The following is a 13,905-nucleotide window of genomic DNA, read 5'->3' as shown; positions in this document are numbered from 1 at the left end:
TGGCCACGGCGACGCGGACGAGCCGGAGCAGGGCGCCTCCGCGGCGACCGGCTCCTCCTCGACCACGGGGGTCTCGGGCTCCTCGCCACCGGCGGGCACGACGACCTCCACGGCCTCCGAGGTCGCGGGCGACCCGGTGGGCGCCGACGCACGACGCGTGGCACGACGACGCGGACGAGCCGGCGCGGACACCGCCGCGGCGACCGGCTCGGCCTCGGCCTCCGGGGCCTGGGACTCCTCGCCACCGTCACCACCGGCGGGCACCACGACCTCCACGGCCTCCGCGGTCGCGGGCGACCCGGTGGGCGCCGAGACGCGGCGCGTGGCACGACGACGCGCACGAGCCGGAGCAGGCGCCTTGGCGGAGGCGGCCTCGGCATCGGCTTCGGCATCACCGGAAGCGGCGGCCTCGGCCTCCACCCCGGTCTCCTCGATCTCTTCTGTCCCAGCGGTCGGGGGCTCCGCCTCCACCGGTATGGCCGGCCCAGCCCCGTTAGCGGGATCGGGCACCGTGACCTCGCCGGTCACGGCGTCGGCGCTCGGCGGGCCCGCCGGGCGCGAGGCGACGCGGCGCCGGCGGCGCGGCGGCAGGGTGTCGCTGGGGGTGTTGTTCTCGGAACCCTCGGTGGGTTCGATCGGTTCGAGCATGCGGGCGTTTCTCCCGTCAGGCTCCCGGGCGCCGCGCCTGGTCCGGCATGGATCGCCGTTGACGTCCGCGGCTCGCGCTGTGCGCGGTGCCGCCGTCCGGGGCGCGGGCGCCGCACGGGAGCTCTCTGTGTCCTGTCTCGCCGGTTCCGTACTCCTTGTTGTGCACGGCCTGGCGAAAGTCTTCTGGTCGGTGCGCTGCCCGACCCAGGTGGCTCCCGAGTACGAGGGCGGCGCTACGACGTACGTCCCTGCGCGGGACCTTCCTTACGCCGGCGCCGTCGCGGCGGCAGTGGCGGCGGCCGGATGCGGCTCGGTCGCTGCTGCCTCGCGGTCGGGCGCGAGCGGGTCGGTCACCGTGCCGGTCTCTTCATCGAACAGCCCCTGCGCCAGCCTGGTCACCGCTGCGGGGACCGGCGGCGCCAGGTCGGCCACGGCGCGGAGACCGGACAGGACGTCGTCGGGTCGAACGGCAGGCGTCACGTGCCGAACAACCAGCCGCAGTATCGCACAGGGCTGGTGGCTCGGCCTATCAGCCGGCGAACTGTGCGCATCCACGCGCTCCAGGCTCGCGACGGCGGGACGGGCGTCGAAGGTGCGCATGCCGTTCTTGGTCAGGCGCTGGACCTCGACACTCTCCGCCGCGTTGAAGGCCGCGACGGCGCGCTCCGCCTCCGCCGGGTCCACACCGTCCAGCCGCAGCTCCCACACGGAGGCCGTCAGCCGGTCGGCGAGCCCCGACGTGCGGGCCTCGACCGCCTCCAGGACGTCGAGCCCGGCGGGCAACGACTCGTCGAGGAGGACACGCAGCCGCTCCGGATCGCGCGCCTCGGTGAGCGCGATCTCCAGGTACTCCGCCTCACTGCCCGTGCCGGTGGGTGCGGCATTGGCGTACGACACCTTCGGATGCGGCGTGAACCCCGCCGAGTACGCCATCGGCACCTCGGCACGGCGCAACGCACGCTCGAAGGCGCGCTGGAAGTCACGGTGGCTGGTGAACCGAAGGCGGCCGCGCTTGGTGTAGCGCAGTCGAATGCGCTGCACCGCAGGTGCGGGCGGCGGGCCTTCGGGCTGTCGCTTGCCCAGTGTCGTTCAGTCCTTCGTGAGAGCGGTGTTACTCCTACCTAGATTACGTGTCCGGCGGCTCAAACGTTCCCGCCGGGCACCCCCGTCTCCGGATGCCCGCCGGTGCCGGCTCGGGAAAACCCGTCGCGCGGGACGCCAAAGATCACACGTACGAGCCACCCGAAGCGGGAGACGGTCCGATCTCCGCGGGCGTCCCCGCTCATACCGCGGGCGCGCCCGCCCGGGCGGTGAGCCACGCAGAACGCCCGCAGGGGAACCCCGGCCCCGCCCCGGAACCGGGTGCGTACCGGTGCAAATTCGGCCGGCGACCGATGAGTCCCCGAGCCCGACGGGGTCTACCTCTGGACAAGCGAAAGCCCGGCACGAGCTCTGTGAGGGGACCATGACCAGCCACGCACTACCGCCCGTCGTCGACGCCGCGACCTGGGAGCGCCGGCTCCAGGCACTGCGCGCCCGGGAGAAGGCCGCGACGCGGGAGCTCGACGCCATCGCCGCCGAGCGCCGTCGCCTGCCGATGGTCGAGATGCCCGACTACACCCTCGAGGGCGAGGACGGCCCCGTACGGCTGGCGGACGTCTTCGAAGGCAAGAGGCAACTGATCGTCTACAACCACATGTGGTTCGCCGGCAAAGAATGGCAGTGCCCGGGCTGCACGGGGTTCACCTCGCAGTACACCCGCCTGGAGTTCCTGGACGACTACGACGCGCGATTCGTCATCGTCACCCAGGGCCCGATCAAGGAGGCACTCGCCTACAAGCAGCGGGTCGGCAACCGGATGACCTGGTACTCCACTGCCAACAGCTCATTCGGGGCCGACGTCGGCGCACCTCCCGACGGAGGATTCGCGGTCAACGTGTTCCTGCGCGACGGCGACACCGTCTATCGCACCTGGCACACCAACGGTCGGGGTACCGAACAGCTCAGTCACACCTTCGCGCTGATCGACGTCCTGCCGTACGGACGGCAGGAGGAATGGCAGGACTCACCCGAGGGCTGGCCCCAGTCGCCCACCTACAGCCGATGGGCGACGTCCGAGGAGATCGCCGCGCTCTATGGCCCGGGCTCTGGCGGCGTCTGAACCGATCCGGGCCAGTTACTCGCCGGCGGCGACTTCGGCGCCGGCGGCAACGGTGACGTCGTCGCCGTCGAGGCACCCTCCAACGCCGCCGGAAACCCCTGCCTCTACCCCGACCCCGGCACCGGCCCCCTCGGCACCCGCGCCCCGATCCGCACCAACTGGTCATGGCACGGGAGGCGGGTGCCAGACAGTCGGTACCCCTCCAGCACCACGCATGCCACCGGCTGGGCCCGCGCACCCCGCGCGGGCCCAGCCGGTGGTGTTGCATCAGCCCCCGTCCCTACCGTCCGAAGCCGACGACGCCAAGGAGTTCCCCTGGTGAGACACCTGCCCCGCCCCCTCACCGCGGCCCTGGTGGGCCTCACCTCCGCCGTGGTGGCGCTGCTGCCGGGCACCGTGGCCTCGGCGACCACCTTGATCGCCGACGGCCAGGTCGCCACCAGCACCCCGATCACCCGCGCCGACCCGTCCGCGGACACCTTGACCTGGGATGCCACCGACACCGGCGCCTTCTGAACAGCTCGTCGGTGTCGAATCACCGAGCGACGTCAGGAGGCCCCGGTGCCGCAGTCTTCCGTGTCGATGCCCGGGCAGTCCGGTTCGGTCCGCCCGGGTGACCCCCGCGAGCGCCTCCGACACCCGATCGACCGCCTCGCTCACCTCAGTGAGCGTGACCACTCGACGCGGGCGCCGGCGCAGCGTTCTTGACCGTCAGAGGCAGCAGCTTCTTCCCGGTGGGGCCGATCTGGATGTGGGTGTCCATCTGCGGACACACCCCACAGTCGAAGCAAGGCGTCCACCGGCAGTCCTCGACCTCCGTCTCGTCGAGGGCGTCCTGCCAGTCCTCCCAGAGCCAGTCCTTGTCGAGGCCCGAGTCGAGGTGGTCCCAGGGGAGGACCTCCTCGTAGGTGCGCTCGCGGGTGGTGTACCAGTCGACGTCCACGCCGTAGGGGGCCAGGGCCTTCTCCGCGCACGCCATCCAGCGGTCGTAGGAGAAGTGCTCGCGCCAGCCGTCGAAGCGGCCGCCGTCGTCGTACACCGCGCGGATCACCGCGCCGATCCGGCGGTCGCCGCGCGACAGCAGGCCCTCGACGATGCCCGGCTTGCCGTCGTGGTAGCGGAAACCGATCGAGCGGCCGTACTTCTTGTCGCCGCGGATCTTGTCCCTCAGCTTCTCCAGGCGCGCGTCCGTCTCCTCGGCGGAGAGCTGGGGCGCCCACTGGAAGGGGGTGTGGGGCTTGGGGACGAAGCCGCCGATCGAGACCGTGCAGCGAATGTCGTTGGAGCCGGAGACCTCGCGGCCCTTCTGGATCACGCGCGTCGCCATGTCGGCGATCTGGAGGACGTCCTCGTCGGTCTCGGTCGGCAGGCCGCACATGAAGTACAGCTTCACCTGGCGCCAGCCGTTGCCGTAGGCGGTGGCGACCGTGCGGATGAGGTCCTCCTCCGAGACCATCTTGTTGATGACCTTGCGGATGCGTTCCGAGCCGCCCTCCGGGGCGAAGGTCAGGCCCGAGCGGCGGCCGTTGCGGGTGAGCTCGTTCGCCAGGTCGATGTTGAACGCGTCCACGCGGGTCGAGGGGAGCGAGAGGCCGATCTTGTCGTCCTCGTAGCGGTCCGCCAGGCCCTTGGCGATGTCGCCGATCTCCGAGTGGTCCGCCGAGGACAGGGAGAGGAGGCCCACCTCTTCGAAGCCCGTGGCCTTCAGGCCCTTGTCGACCATCTCGCCGATGCCCGTGATGGAGCGTTCGCGGACCGGGCGCGTGATCATGCCCGCCTGGCAGAAGCGGCAGCCTCGGGTGCAGCCCCGGAAGATCTCGACCGACATGCGCTCGTGGACGGTCTCCGCCAGCGGGACGAGCGGCTGCTTGGGGTAGGGCCACTCGTCGAGGTCCATGACCGTGTGCTTCGACACGCGCCACGGGACGCCTGAGCGGTTGGGGACCACACGCGCGATACGGCCGTCGGGGAGGTACTCGACGTCGTAGAACGCCGGGACGTACACCCCGCCGGTCTTCGCCAGGCGGAAGAGGAGTTCCTCGCGGCCGCCGGGGCGGCCCTCCTCCTTCCAGATGCGGATGATCCTGCTGATCTCGAGGACGGCCTGCTCGCCGTCGCCGATCACCGCGCAGTCGATGAAGTCGGCGATGGGCTCGGGGTTGAAGGCCGCGTGGCCGCCCGCCAGGACGATCGGATCGTCGATGGTCCGGTCCTTGGACTCCAGCGGGATGCCGGCGAGGTCCAGGGCAGTCAGCATGTTCGTGTAGCCCAGCTCCGTGGAGAAGCTGAGGCCGAGCACGTCGAAGGCCTTCACCGGGCGGTGGCTGTCGACGGTGAACTGCGGGACGCCGTGCTCCCGCATCAGCGCCTCGAGGTCCGGCCACACGCTGTAGGTGCGCTCGGCGAGGACGCCCTGCTGCTCGTTCAGGACCTCGTAGAGGATCATGACGCCCTGGTTGGGCAGCCCGACCTCGTAGGCGTCGGGGTACATGAGTGCCCAGCGGACGTCGCACTCGTCCCACGGCTTGACGGTGGAGTTCAGCTCGCCGCCCACGTACTGGATCGGCTTCTGCACGTGCGGCAGCAGAGCTTCGAGCTGCGGGAACACCGATACAGCGGCTTCGGCAGACATCTCGCGACTTTCGTGAGCTGGACGGTACTGACAGGGGTGACCATCTAGCCTAACGCGGTCGGGACACCTCCTCGGACGCACGCGGGACGTGCCGCAGGCGCCCGTCAGCCCGCCCCGCCCCCGCCGGAGCCCCGGGCGGACGCCCATCCGCTCACAGGTCCGTCTCCGCCTCCACCGCCCGCCACAGCTCCGGCAGCGCCGCCTCGGCCGCTGCCGCCCGCTGTTCCTCGCGGCCGTACAGGACGCCGTAGGTGAACGCGCTCTCCCCCGCCGTGTGTGCCTGTGCCGACAGTTCCAGCAGGGCGATCCGGGCCATCACGCTGTCCTGGTGGTCGCCGAGCAGGGTCTGCAGGGACTTCATCGCCGTGGTCAGGGATTCGGCGGGGCCGCCCAGGGCGGGTGCGGCGGCCTCGGCGGCGTACCGGGTGCGCTTGGCCTTCTTGCGGGCCTCGTGGAGGGCGAGGTCGCGGTCGGTGCCCGGTGGCTGGTCCAGGGCGCGGCCGATGAGGTCGGCGACCTGCCGGACGTCCTTCCGTACGGCCTTGGCGATCACCTTGGACGGTTTCCCGGCGGCCGCCTTCAGCAGGGGCGGGTCGGCGACCAGGGTGTCCAGCGCGTCCAGCAGTCGCAGGTAGCGCTCGCCGTCCAGGACCGCGATGAGCCGGCGCCGGGAGCCGCCGTGTCCCGCGTGGGACCAGGTGCGCAGCCGGCCGCGGACCGGGCCGACGACCAGGTGTCGGGGCAGTGCGGCGACGGCGGCCGTCAGGCGTTCGCTCAGCACCTCCTGGTCGCGGCCCACGCCCAGCTCGCCGGCCAGCCACTTCAGCTCGTCGGCGATCGGGGCGGTGACGGCGGGGTCGAGGACCTTGGCGTAGGAGCGGAGTGTGCTGCGCAGCCGGCGGGTGGCCACGCGCAGGGCGTGCACGGAGTCGAAGACGTCCTGGCGTACCGCGGGGTCGAGGGCGACGATCGCGTCCCGTTGGGCGCGCACGTAGGCGAGGACGTGGTCGCCCGCGGTGGCCGGTGGGGGCTGCTCACCCATCGCGGTGCGCCCGCCGGTCTCCTGCAGTGCCCTGGCGAGCTTGGAGTGGGACGGTGAGCGGTGCACTCCGGCCTTGCGGAGTCTCTTCTCGACCTTGTCGAGGAAGCGGGGGTCGCCGTCGTCCGCGAGTTCGACCTCGATCTCGGTCCAGGCGGCGGTGCCGGTGCCGCCGCTGAGCCGCTCGGCGCGGACGTGGTCGAGACTGACCTCGGCGAGCAGGGCGCCGTCGGCGTCGACGAGGTGGCGGACGTGACGGGCGGAGCGCAGGCGTACGAGGGGGATGAGGGGGGTGTCGCGGACGCGGGAGCGGACGAGGGCGGACAGGGAGGCGGGGACGGTGTCGGAGAGCGGGGCGCGGATCTCGTCGCGGACCCCGTCGGCGACCGGCAGTTTGAGGTGCCAGCCGGCGTCGGCGCCTCCGGTGCGGCGGCGCAGGGTCAGACGGGCGCGGGCCAGGCGTTCGTCGGCCGTGTCGTAGTAGGTGGCGTCGAGTTCGGCGAGACCCTTGTCGATGACGGCGAAGACGCCCGCGACGCCGGTCAGGTCGGGCAGTTGGTCGTCGGCTGCGGCCTCGTACTTGCGCTCGATCTCGCGCTTGGTGTCCGCCATGACGCGAATCTAGTGGGAATCGGTGCGGGATGGCAGGGGTGCCCCTGAGCCCGTCCGGCGGTTGGGGACGGGACCGTTCAGGCCGACGGGGGCCTGGGGCGGTGCCTCAGGGACAGCCTGCCCGCGCCCCGGCCGGCCCGCGCCGGTCGACCGTCCCGACCGCCGCGGGCCTACGCCGACAACGGCCGCGCCACCCGGATCGACTGCAGCAGTCCCACCGCTATCCAGACGGCGAACATCGAGGAGCCGCCGTAGGACACGAACGGCAGTGGCAGGCCCGCGACCGGCATGATGCCGAGGGTCATGCCGATGTTCTCGAAGCTCTGGAAGGCGAACCAGGCGATGATGCCGGCGGCGACGATCGTGCCGTACAGCTCGGTCGTCTCGCGGGCGATCCGGCAGGCCCGCCACAGGACGACGCCGAGCAGGACGAGGATCAGGCCGGCGCCGAGGAAGCCCAGCTCCTCCCCCGCGACCGTGAAGACGAAGTCGGTCTGCTGTTCGGGCACGAACTGTCCCGTGGTCTGGGAGCCGTGGAACAGTCCCGCGCCGGTCAGTCCACCGGAGCCGATCGCGATGCGTGCCTGGTTGGTGTTGTAGCCGACGCCGGACGGGTCGAGGTCGGGGTTGGCGAAGGCGGCGAAGCGGTTGATCTGGTACTCGTCCAGGATGTGCAGCTGCCAGACGGCGATCGCGCCGACGGCGCCTGCGGTGAGCAGGCCGAAGATCCAGCGGTTGGAGGCGCCGGAGGCGAGCAGCACGCCCAGCACGATGATCGCCATGACCATCGTCGAGCCGAGGTCCGGCATGAGCATGACGATCATCATGGGGACGGCGGCCAGACCCAGGGACTGGGCCACGGTCCGGTGGTCGGGGTACGGCTTGTCGCCGGCGTCGACCCGGGCCGCGAGCAGCATCGCCATGCCCAGGATGATCGTGACCTTCAGGAACTCGGAGGGCTGGAGGGAGAAGCCGCCGCCGAAGACGATCCAGTTGCGGTTGCCGTTGATCGTGGCGCCGAGCGGGGTGAGCACCAGCAGCGCCAGGAACAGCGAGAAGCCGTACAGGATGGGCACGGCGGTGCGCAGCGTGCGGTGGCCGAGCCAGATGGTGCCGACCATCAGGACGAGCCCGATGCCGGTGTTCATCAGGTGCCGGATCAGGAAGTAGTACGGGTCGCCCTGGTTGATCTCGGTGCGGTTGCGGGTGGCCGAGTAGACGAGGGCCGTGCCGATCAGGGACAGGGTCAGGGCCGACAGCAGTATCGGCCAGTCGAGGCGGCGGGCCAGGCCGTCGCGGGCGAAGATCCGCGTCCAGCCGGCCCGCTCGGGCCCGTACCCGGAGACGGAGAAGTTGTTCGCTCCGGTCACGTGAGGATCCTCCGCCTCTTCTTCGGGCGGCCCGTGCGCCGTCGGGTGTCGCGGTTGCTCGCGGTCGGCGACGGCGCGGTGGCCGGCGGGTTGTCGGTGGGCGCCGTCTGCCCGGGCGAGGGGCTCGCCTGGTTGGCGTTCGGGTCGTACTTCTCGATCTTCGGCGAGACGATCGAACCGTCGGACTGGATCTTGGGGAGGCCCTGCTGCGGGGTGTAGAGCAGGGCCTTCTTCTTGTCGATCGAGCCGTCGGACTGGACGCCGTACAGGGCCTGGTAGATGTTGCGCACGGCCTCACCGGAGGCGCCGGAGCCGGTACCGGCCTGGGAGATCGTCATCACGACCGTGTAGTCCTTGGAGAACGTGGCCAGCCACGACGTGGTCTGCTTGCCGTAGACCTCGGCGGTACCGGTCTTGGCGTGCAGCGGGATCTTGTCCTGCGGCCAGCCGCCGAACTTCCAGGCGGCGGTACCGCGGGTGACGACGCCCGCGAGGGCCTCCTCCATGACGTCCCGCGTCTTGGCGTCGATCGGCAGCCTGCCGTGCGACTTGGGCTTGATCTCGGTGACCTTCTTGCCGTCGGGGCTGACGATCGCCTTGCCGATGGTCGGGTCCCACAGGGTGCCGCCGTTGGAGATCGCCGAGTACATGACGGCCTCCTGGATCGGGGTCAGGAGGGTGTCGCCCTGGCCGATCGAGTAGTTGATCTCGTCGCCCTCGCGCATCTTGTTGCCCTCCAGGCAGTTCTCGTACGCGATCTTCTCGACGTAACTGCCGTCCTTCTTGCCGGTCTTGCACCAGGCGTCCTTGTTGGCCTCCCAGTACTTCTGCTTCCACTCGCGGTCGGGGACACGGCCGGAGACCTCGTTGGGCAGGTCGATGCCGGTGGGCTTGCCGAGGCCGAACTGGTGGGCGGTCTTGAAGAACCAGTCCTTGGGCTGGCCCTTCTTGGGGTTGATACCGCCGTCCTTCTTCCACTCGTTGTCCGCGAGGCCGTAGAAGACGGTGTCGCAGGAGACCTCGAGGGCGCGGCCGAGCGAGATCGGGCCGAAGTTCTCCCCCTCGAAGTTCTTGAAGACCTGGCCGCCGACCGAGTAGGAGCTGGTGCACGGGTAGTGGCCGTCGAAGTCGTAGCCGGCCTGGATCGCGGCGGCCGTGGAGACCACCTTGAACGTGGAGCCGGGCGCGGACTGGCCCTGGATGGCCCGGTTGAGCAGCGGGTAGTCGGAGTCCTTGCCGGTGAGCTTCTTGTAGTCCTTGGCGGAGATCCCGCCGACCCACACGTTCGGGTCGTACGTCGGGGCGGACGCCATGGCGACGACGCGGCCGGTCTTGGCCTCCATCACGACGACGGCGCCGGAGTCGGCCTTGTAGTTCTCCCCGGTGATCTTGTCGAACTGGGTGCGGGCGACCTTCATCGCCCGGTCCAGCTCGTACTCGGCGACCCGCTGTACCCGGGCGTCGATGCTGGTGACCAGGTTGGAGCCGGGCTCGGCGGCGTCCGACTTGGCCTTGCCGATGACCCGGCCGAGGTTGTCGACCTCGTAGCGGGTCACGCCGGCCTTGCCGCGCAGCACGCCGTCGTACTGGCGCTCGAGCCCGGAGCGGCCCACCATGTCGGAGCGCAGATACGGGGAGTCGGTGTTCTTCGCCTGCTGGATCTCCTGGTCCGTGACGGGCGAGAGGTAGCCGAGCACCTGCGCGGTGTTGGCGTCGCCGGGGCTCGGGTAGCGGCGCACCGCCTCCGGCTCGGCGGTGATGCCGGGGAAGTCCTCGGAGCGCTCGCGGATCTGCAGGGCCTGCCGGGGCGTGGCCTCGTCGGTGATGGGGATCGGCTGGTACGGGGAGCCGTTCCAGCAGGGCTGGGGCGTCTTGGCGTCGCACAGCCGGACCTTGTCCATCACGTCCTGGGGCTTCATGCCCAGCACGCCGGCCAGCTTGGTCAGGACGGCCTTGCCGCCGTCCTTCATCCTCATCAGGTCGGTGCGGGACGCGGAGACGACGAGCTTGGTCTCGTTGTCGGCGAGGGGGACGCCGCGCGCGTCCAGGATCTCGCCGCGTACGGCGGGCTGGACGACCTGCTGGACGTGGTTGCCGGACGCCTCCTTCTGGTACTGGGCGCCCTCGCGGATCTGCAGGTACCACAGGCGGCCGCCGAGGGTGCCGAGGAGGGAGAGGACGAGAATCTGGATGACGACGAGCCGGATCTGGACGCGTGGAGTCCGCCCGGTCTCAGGAATGTTAGTCATGGGCGCAGCCCATTTCCGTTGAGGGTGGTGGTGGGCGACGGGTGGGCGTTGGTCACTGCTGCCGCCCCCGCTCAGCGCACGTACGTGTCATACGAGTACACGGTCGGCCTGTGTGGCCCGGGTGCTGTCGTCACAGCCGCTTGACCCCCTTGATGCGTCCCGCGCGGGCCATCCGGGCCTTGGCCGCTCTGACCCTCAGGCCGCTGCGCTGGCTGCCGATGCGCAGCCCGGTGCCGGAGGACAGCCAGCCGGAGGAGACGTCGGCCGCCTTGGCGGAGTTGGTCTCGGCGAGCGGGTCGTTGTCGGCGCGGCGGGCCAGGGCCATGATCCCGGGGACCACGAAGGGCGCGAGCAGCAGGTCGTACAGCGCGGCGGTGAACAGCAGGCTCGGCAGGCCCACATGGCGGGCGGCGGTGTCACCGACGAGGGCGCCCACGCCCGCGTACAGCAGGGTGGAGCCGATCGCGGCGGCGACCACCACGACCATGGGGCCGCTGGCGGACTTCAGGCGGCCGTTCTCCGGCTTGGCGAGTCCGGCCAGGTAGCCGATGACGCACAGCACGAGGGCGTAGCGGCCGGCGGCGTGGTCGGCGGGCGGAGCCAGGTCGCAGAGCAGGCCCGCGCCGAAGCCGACGAGGCAGCCGCCGACGTGGCCGTAGACCAAGGCGAGGCCGACGACGGTCAGCAGCACCAGGTCCGGGACGGCGCCGGGCAGGTGCAGACGGGCGAGGACGCTCACCTGGATCACCAGGGCGACGAGGACCAGGGGGGTGGCGAGCAGCATCCGGTTGAGGCGCATCGGGTTCGGCTCCTAGGGCGTCTGCTGCCCGCCGTCGGCGGAGGCCGAGGGGGTGACGGTGACGGTCACGGTCGGCGTGGGCGTCGGCTGGGGCTTCGGGGGCAGGACGGTGTCGCGCGGGTCCTTCTTCGGCGCCTGGACGACGACGCCGACGACATCGAGCTTGGTGAAGGACACGAACGGGGTCACGTAGATCGTGCGGGTCAGGTCGCCGCCGGAGGGGTCGACCCTGGAGACGACGCCGACCGGGACGCCCGGCACGAACGGCTTGTCGGCCTCGGAGCCGAAGGTGACGAGACGGTCGCCCTTCTTCACGTCCGCCTTGGCGTTGAGGAGCTGCACGCGCAGCGGGCGGTCGCCCTGCCCGGAGGCGAAGCCGAGTTCGTCGCTGCCCTCCATTCGGGTGCCGACGGTGAAGTCGGGGTCGTTGGCCAGCAACACCGTCGAGGTGTCGGGGCCGACGGTGGTGACACGGCCGACCAGCCCGTCTCCGTTGAGGACGGTCATGTCGCGCTTGATGCCGTCGTTCGCGCCCACGTCGATGGTGACGGTCCAGGAGAAGCCCTGAGCCGCTCCTATCCCGATGACCTCCGCGCCCTTGATGCCGTACTGGCCCTCGCCCGCCACCCGGATCATCTTGTCGAGCTGCTTGAGCCGGCTGCGGTTGCGGTCGTCGCTGCCCAGCTTCGCCTTCAAGGCCGCGTTGTCGCGCTCGAGTTGGGCGATGCGGTCGTGCCGGCTGCCGGAGTCGCGTACGGCCGCGATCGCGTTGCCGACGGGGTCGACAGCGGAGGACACCCCGTTCTCGATCGGACCGAAGACCGTGGCGGCGGCCTGGCGGGCACCTTCGACCGGTGAGTCCTGGCCACCGCGGATGTCCACCGTGATCAGAGCGAACGCGATGGCGATCAGCAGCACCAGGAGCAGCCGGCTCTCTCGTGTGTCCCTCACGTGCGGCAGCCGTGCCTTCCTCGTCGGATGGGAGGTGGGGAATGGGAGGTTCGGGGTGGGTGGTTCTGTTGCTGGCGATTAGGGGCTTATGCCTCTATATCAACGATCCGCCGCACGAGCACAGATGGTCTCGTACGGCGGAGTCGGCGCGTCGCGTCATCTGCGGGGCTGGGCGTCCAGCACCTGCTGGAGCGCCTCGAACTCCTCGACGCACTTGCCGGAGCCGAGCGCCACGCTGTCCAGCGGGTCCTCGGCGATGTGGATCGGCATGCCGGTCTCGCGGCGCAGTCGCTCGTCGAGGCCGCGCAGCAGGGCGCCGCCGCCGGTGAGGACGATCCCGCGGTCCATGACGTCGCCGGACAGCTCCGGCGGGCACTTGTCGAGGGTCGTCTTGACCGCGTCCACGATCGCGTTGACCGGTTCCTCGATGGCCTTGCGGACCTCGGCCGCGGAGATGACCACGGTCTTGGGCAGCCCGGAGACCAGGTCCCGGCCGCGGATTTCGGTGTGCTCGTCAGTGTCGAGGTCGTACGCCGAACCGATCGTGATCTTGATCTGCTCGGCCGTCCGCTCACCGAGGAGGAGCGAGTACTCCTTCTTGACGTACTGGATGATCGCGTTGTCCAGTTCGTCGCCCGCGACGCGGATGGACTGGGCGGTGACGATGCCGCCGAGCGAGATGACCGCGACCTCCGTGGTGCCGCCGCCGATGTCCACCACCATGTTGCCCGTGGCCTCGTGGACCGGCAGGCCGGAGCCGATGGCGGCGGCCATGGGCTCCTCGATGATGTGCACCTGGCGGGCGCCGGCCTGGGAGGACGCCTCGATGACGGCCCGGCGCTCAACGCCCGTGATACCCGACGGCACACAGACGACGACCCGCGGACGAGCCAGATACCGCCGCTTGTGGATCTTCAGGATGAAGTAGCGGAGCATCCGCTCGGTGATCTCGAAGTCGGCGATGACGCCGTCCTTCAGCGGGCGCACGGCCACGATGTTGCCCGGCGTCCGGCCGATCATCTTCTTCGCTTCCGCGCCGACCGCGAGGATGCCACCGGTGTTGGTGTTGATCGCGACGACGGACGGCTCGTTGAGTACGATCCCGCGACCCCTGACGTACACCAGCGTGTTGGCGGTCCCGAGGTCGACAGCCATGTCACGGCCGATGAACGACATTGAGTTCCCCATCAGGATTCGTCTGGCCTTCCCAAGTGGAGCGTTGGACAGCTTTCATTGGGGCGGCGAAGTGGGTGCTGTGACGTGAAGGCTTACATCGTAGTCTCGCCTGCACGAAACACTGCGCGAGGGTCTCCGCCATTGTCAGCAGATGACGCGTCGCCTCGCTTCTGGAGACGGGCGTTCGGGGGTAGCCGTTCCCCCGAACGCGCCGCATATGCCAAGGGTCGACGGGGTTTCCGGGGCCGGGAAACCCGGCGGGGCCGTT

10 protein-coding genes and 1 pseudogene are annotated in these 13,905 nt (G+C 70.5%); 2 read left to right on the top strand and 9 right to left on the bottom strand.

What is annotated here, in order from left to right; genetic code table 11:
• Both C3488_RS36950 and C3488_RS36945 read right to left on the bottom strand, forming a co-directional pair.
• Positions 1–648, bottom strand: a pseudogene (locus tag C3488_RS36950) (ribonuclease E/G); the annotation flags it as partial.
• Positions 649–912: 264 nt separating this feature from the next.
• Complete coding sequence (locus tag C3488_RS36945; RefSeq protein ID WP_103845233.1) at positions 913–1,689, bottom strand: TIGR03936 family radical SAM-associated protein; 777 nt, start codon at positions 1,687–1,689, stop codon at positions 913–915.
• Between the two features lie 424 nt (positions 1,690–2,113).
• On the opposite strand from C3488_RS36945, the gene C3488_RS36940 reads away from it, so the two are divergent.
• Both C3488_RS36940 and C3488_RS36935 read left to right on the top strand, forming a co-directional pair.
• On the top strand, positions 2,114–2,809 hold the full coding sequence (locus tag C3488_RS36940; protein ID WP_103845232.1) for a DUF899 family protein: 696 nt from the start codon (positions 2,114–2,116) through the stop codon (positions 2,807–2,809).
• Between the two features lie 318 nt (positions 2,810–3,127).
• Positions 3,128–3,325, top strand: coding sequence for a hypothetical protein (locus C3488_RS36935; RefSeq protein WP_103845231.1), 198 nt, complete (start codon positions 3,128–3,130; stop codon positions 3,323–3,325).
• A gap of 145 nt (positions 3,326–3,470) precedes the next feature.
• Here the strand turns inward: C3488_RS36935 and C3488_RS36930 are convergent, their stop codons facing one another.
• The 7 genes from C3488_RS36930 to C3488_RS36900 form a co-directional block, all read right to left on the bottom strand.
• The gene (locus C3488_RS36930; protein ID WP_103845230.1) at positions 3,471–5,441 is read right to left on the bottom strand and encodes a TIGR03960 family B12-binding radical SAM protein; all 1,971 of its coding nucleotides are present in this window, start codon (positions 5,439–5,441) and stop codon (positions 3,471–3,473) included.
• Between the two features lie 151 nt (positions 5,442–5,592).
• The gene (locus C3488_RS36925; RefSeq protein WP_103845229.1) at positions 5,593–7,092 is read right to left on the bottom strand and encodes a CYTH and CHAD domain-containing protein; all 1,500 of its coding nucleotides are present in this window, start codon (positions 7,090–7,092) and stop codon (positions 5,593–5,595) included.
• Between the two features lie 170 nt (positions 7,093–7,262).
• Positions 7,263–8,462, bottom strand: a complete 1,200-nt coding sequence (gene rodA / locus C3488_RS36920; protein WP_103845228.1) for a rod shape-determining protein RodA — start codon at positions 8,460–8,462, stop codon at positions 7,263–7,265.
• The gene (mrdA, locus tag C3488_RS36915; protein WP_103845227.1) at positions 8,459–10,711 is read right to left on the bottom strand and encodes a penicillin-binding protein 2; all 2,253 of its coding nucleotides are present in this window, start codon (positions 10,709–10,711) and stop codon (positions 8,459–8,461) included. Before mrdA ends, rodA begins: the two co-directional genes overlap by 4 nt.
• A 130-nt stretch (positions 10,712–10,841) precedes the next feature.
• On the bottom strand, positions 10,842–11,510 hold the full coding sequence (gene mreD / locus C3488_RS36910) for a rod shape-determining protein MreD (protein WP_103845226.1): 669 nt from the start codon (positions 11,508–11,510) through the stop codon (positions 10,842–10,844).
• Positions 11,511–11,522: 12 nt separating this feature from the next.
• Positions 11,523–12,461, bottom strand: coding sequence for a rod shape-determining protein MreC (mreC, locus tag C3488_RS36905; protein ID WP_103845225.1), 939 nt, complete (start codon positions 12,459–12,461; stop codon positions 11,523–11,525).
• 156 nt (positions 12,462–12,617) lie between these two features.
• Positions 12,618–13,637 (bottom strand): rod shape-determining protein, encoded by a 1,020-nt coding sequence (locus C3488_RS36900; protein ID WP_103845224.1) that lies wholly within the window; start codon positions 13,635–13,637, stop codon positions 12,618–12,620.
• Positions 13,638–13,905 lie beyond the last annotated feature (268 nt).

The organism is Streptomyces sp. Ru72, from assembly GCF_002920635.1.
Taxonomy (GTDB): domain Bacteria; phylum Actinomycetota; class Actinomycetes; order Streptomycetales; family Streptomycetaceae; genus Streptomyces.
The sequence above is the reverse complement of the archived record's forward strand: the minus strand, read 5'-3'. Positions and strand labels throughout refer to the sequence as shown.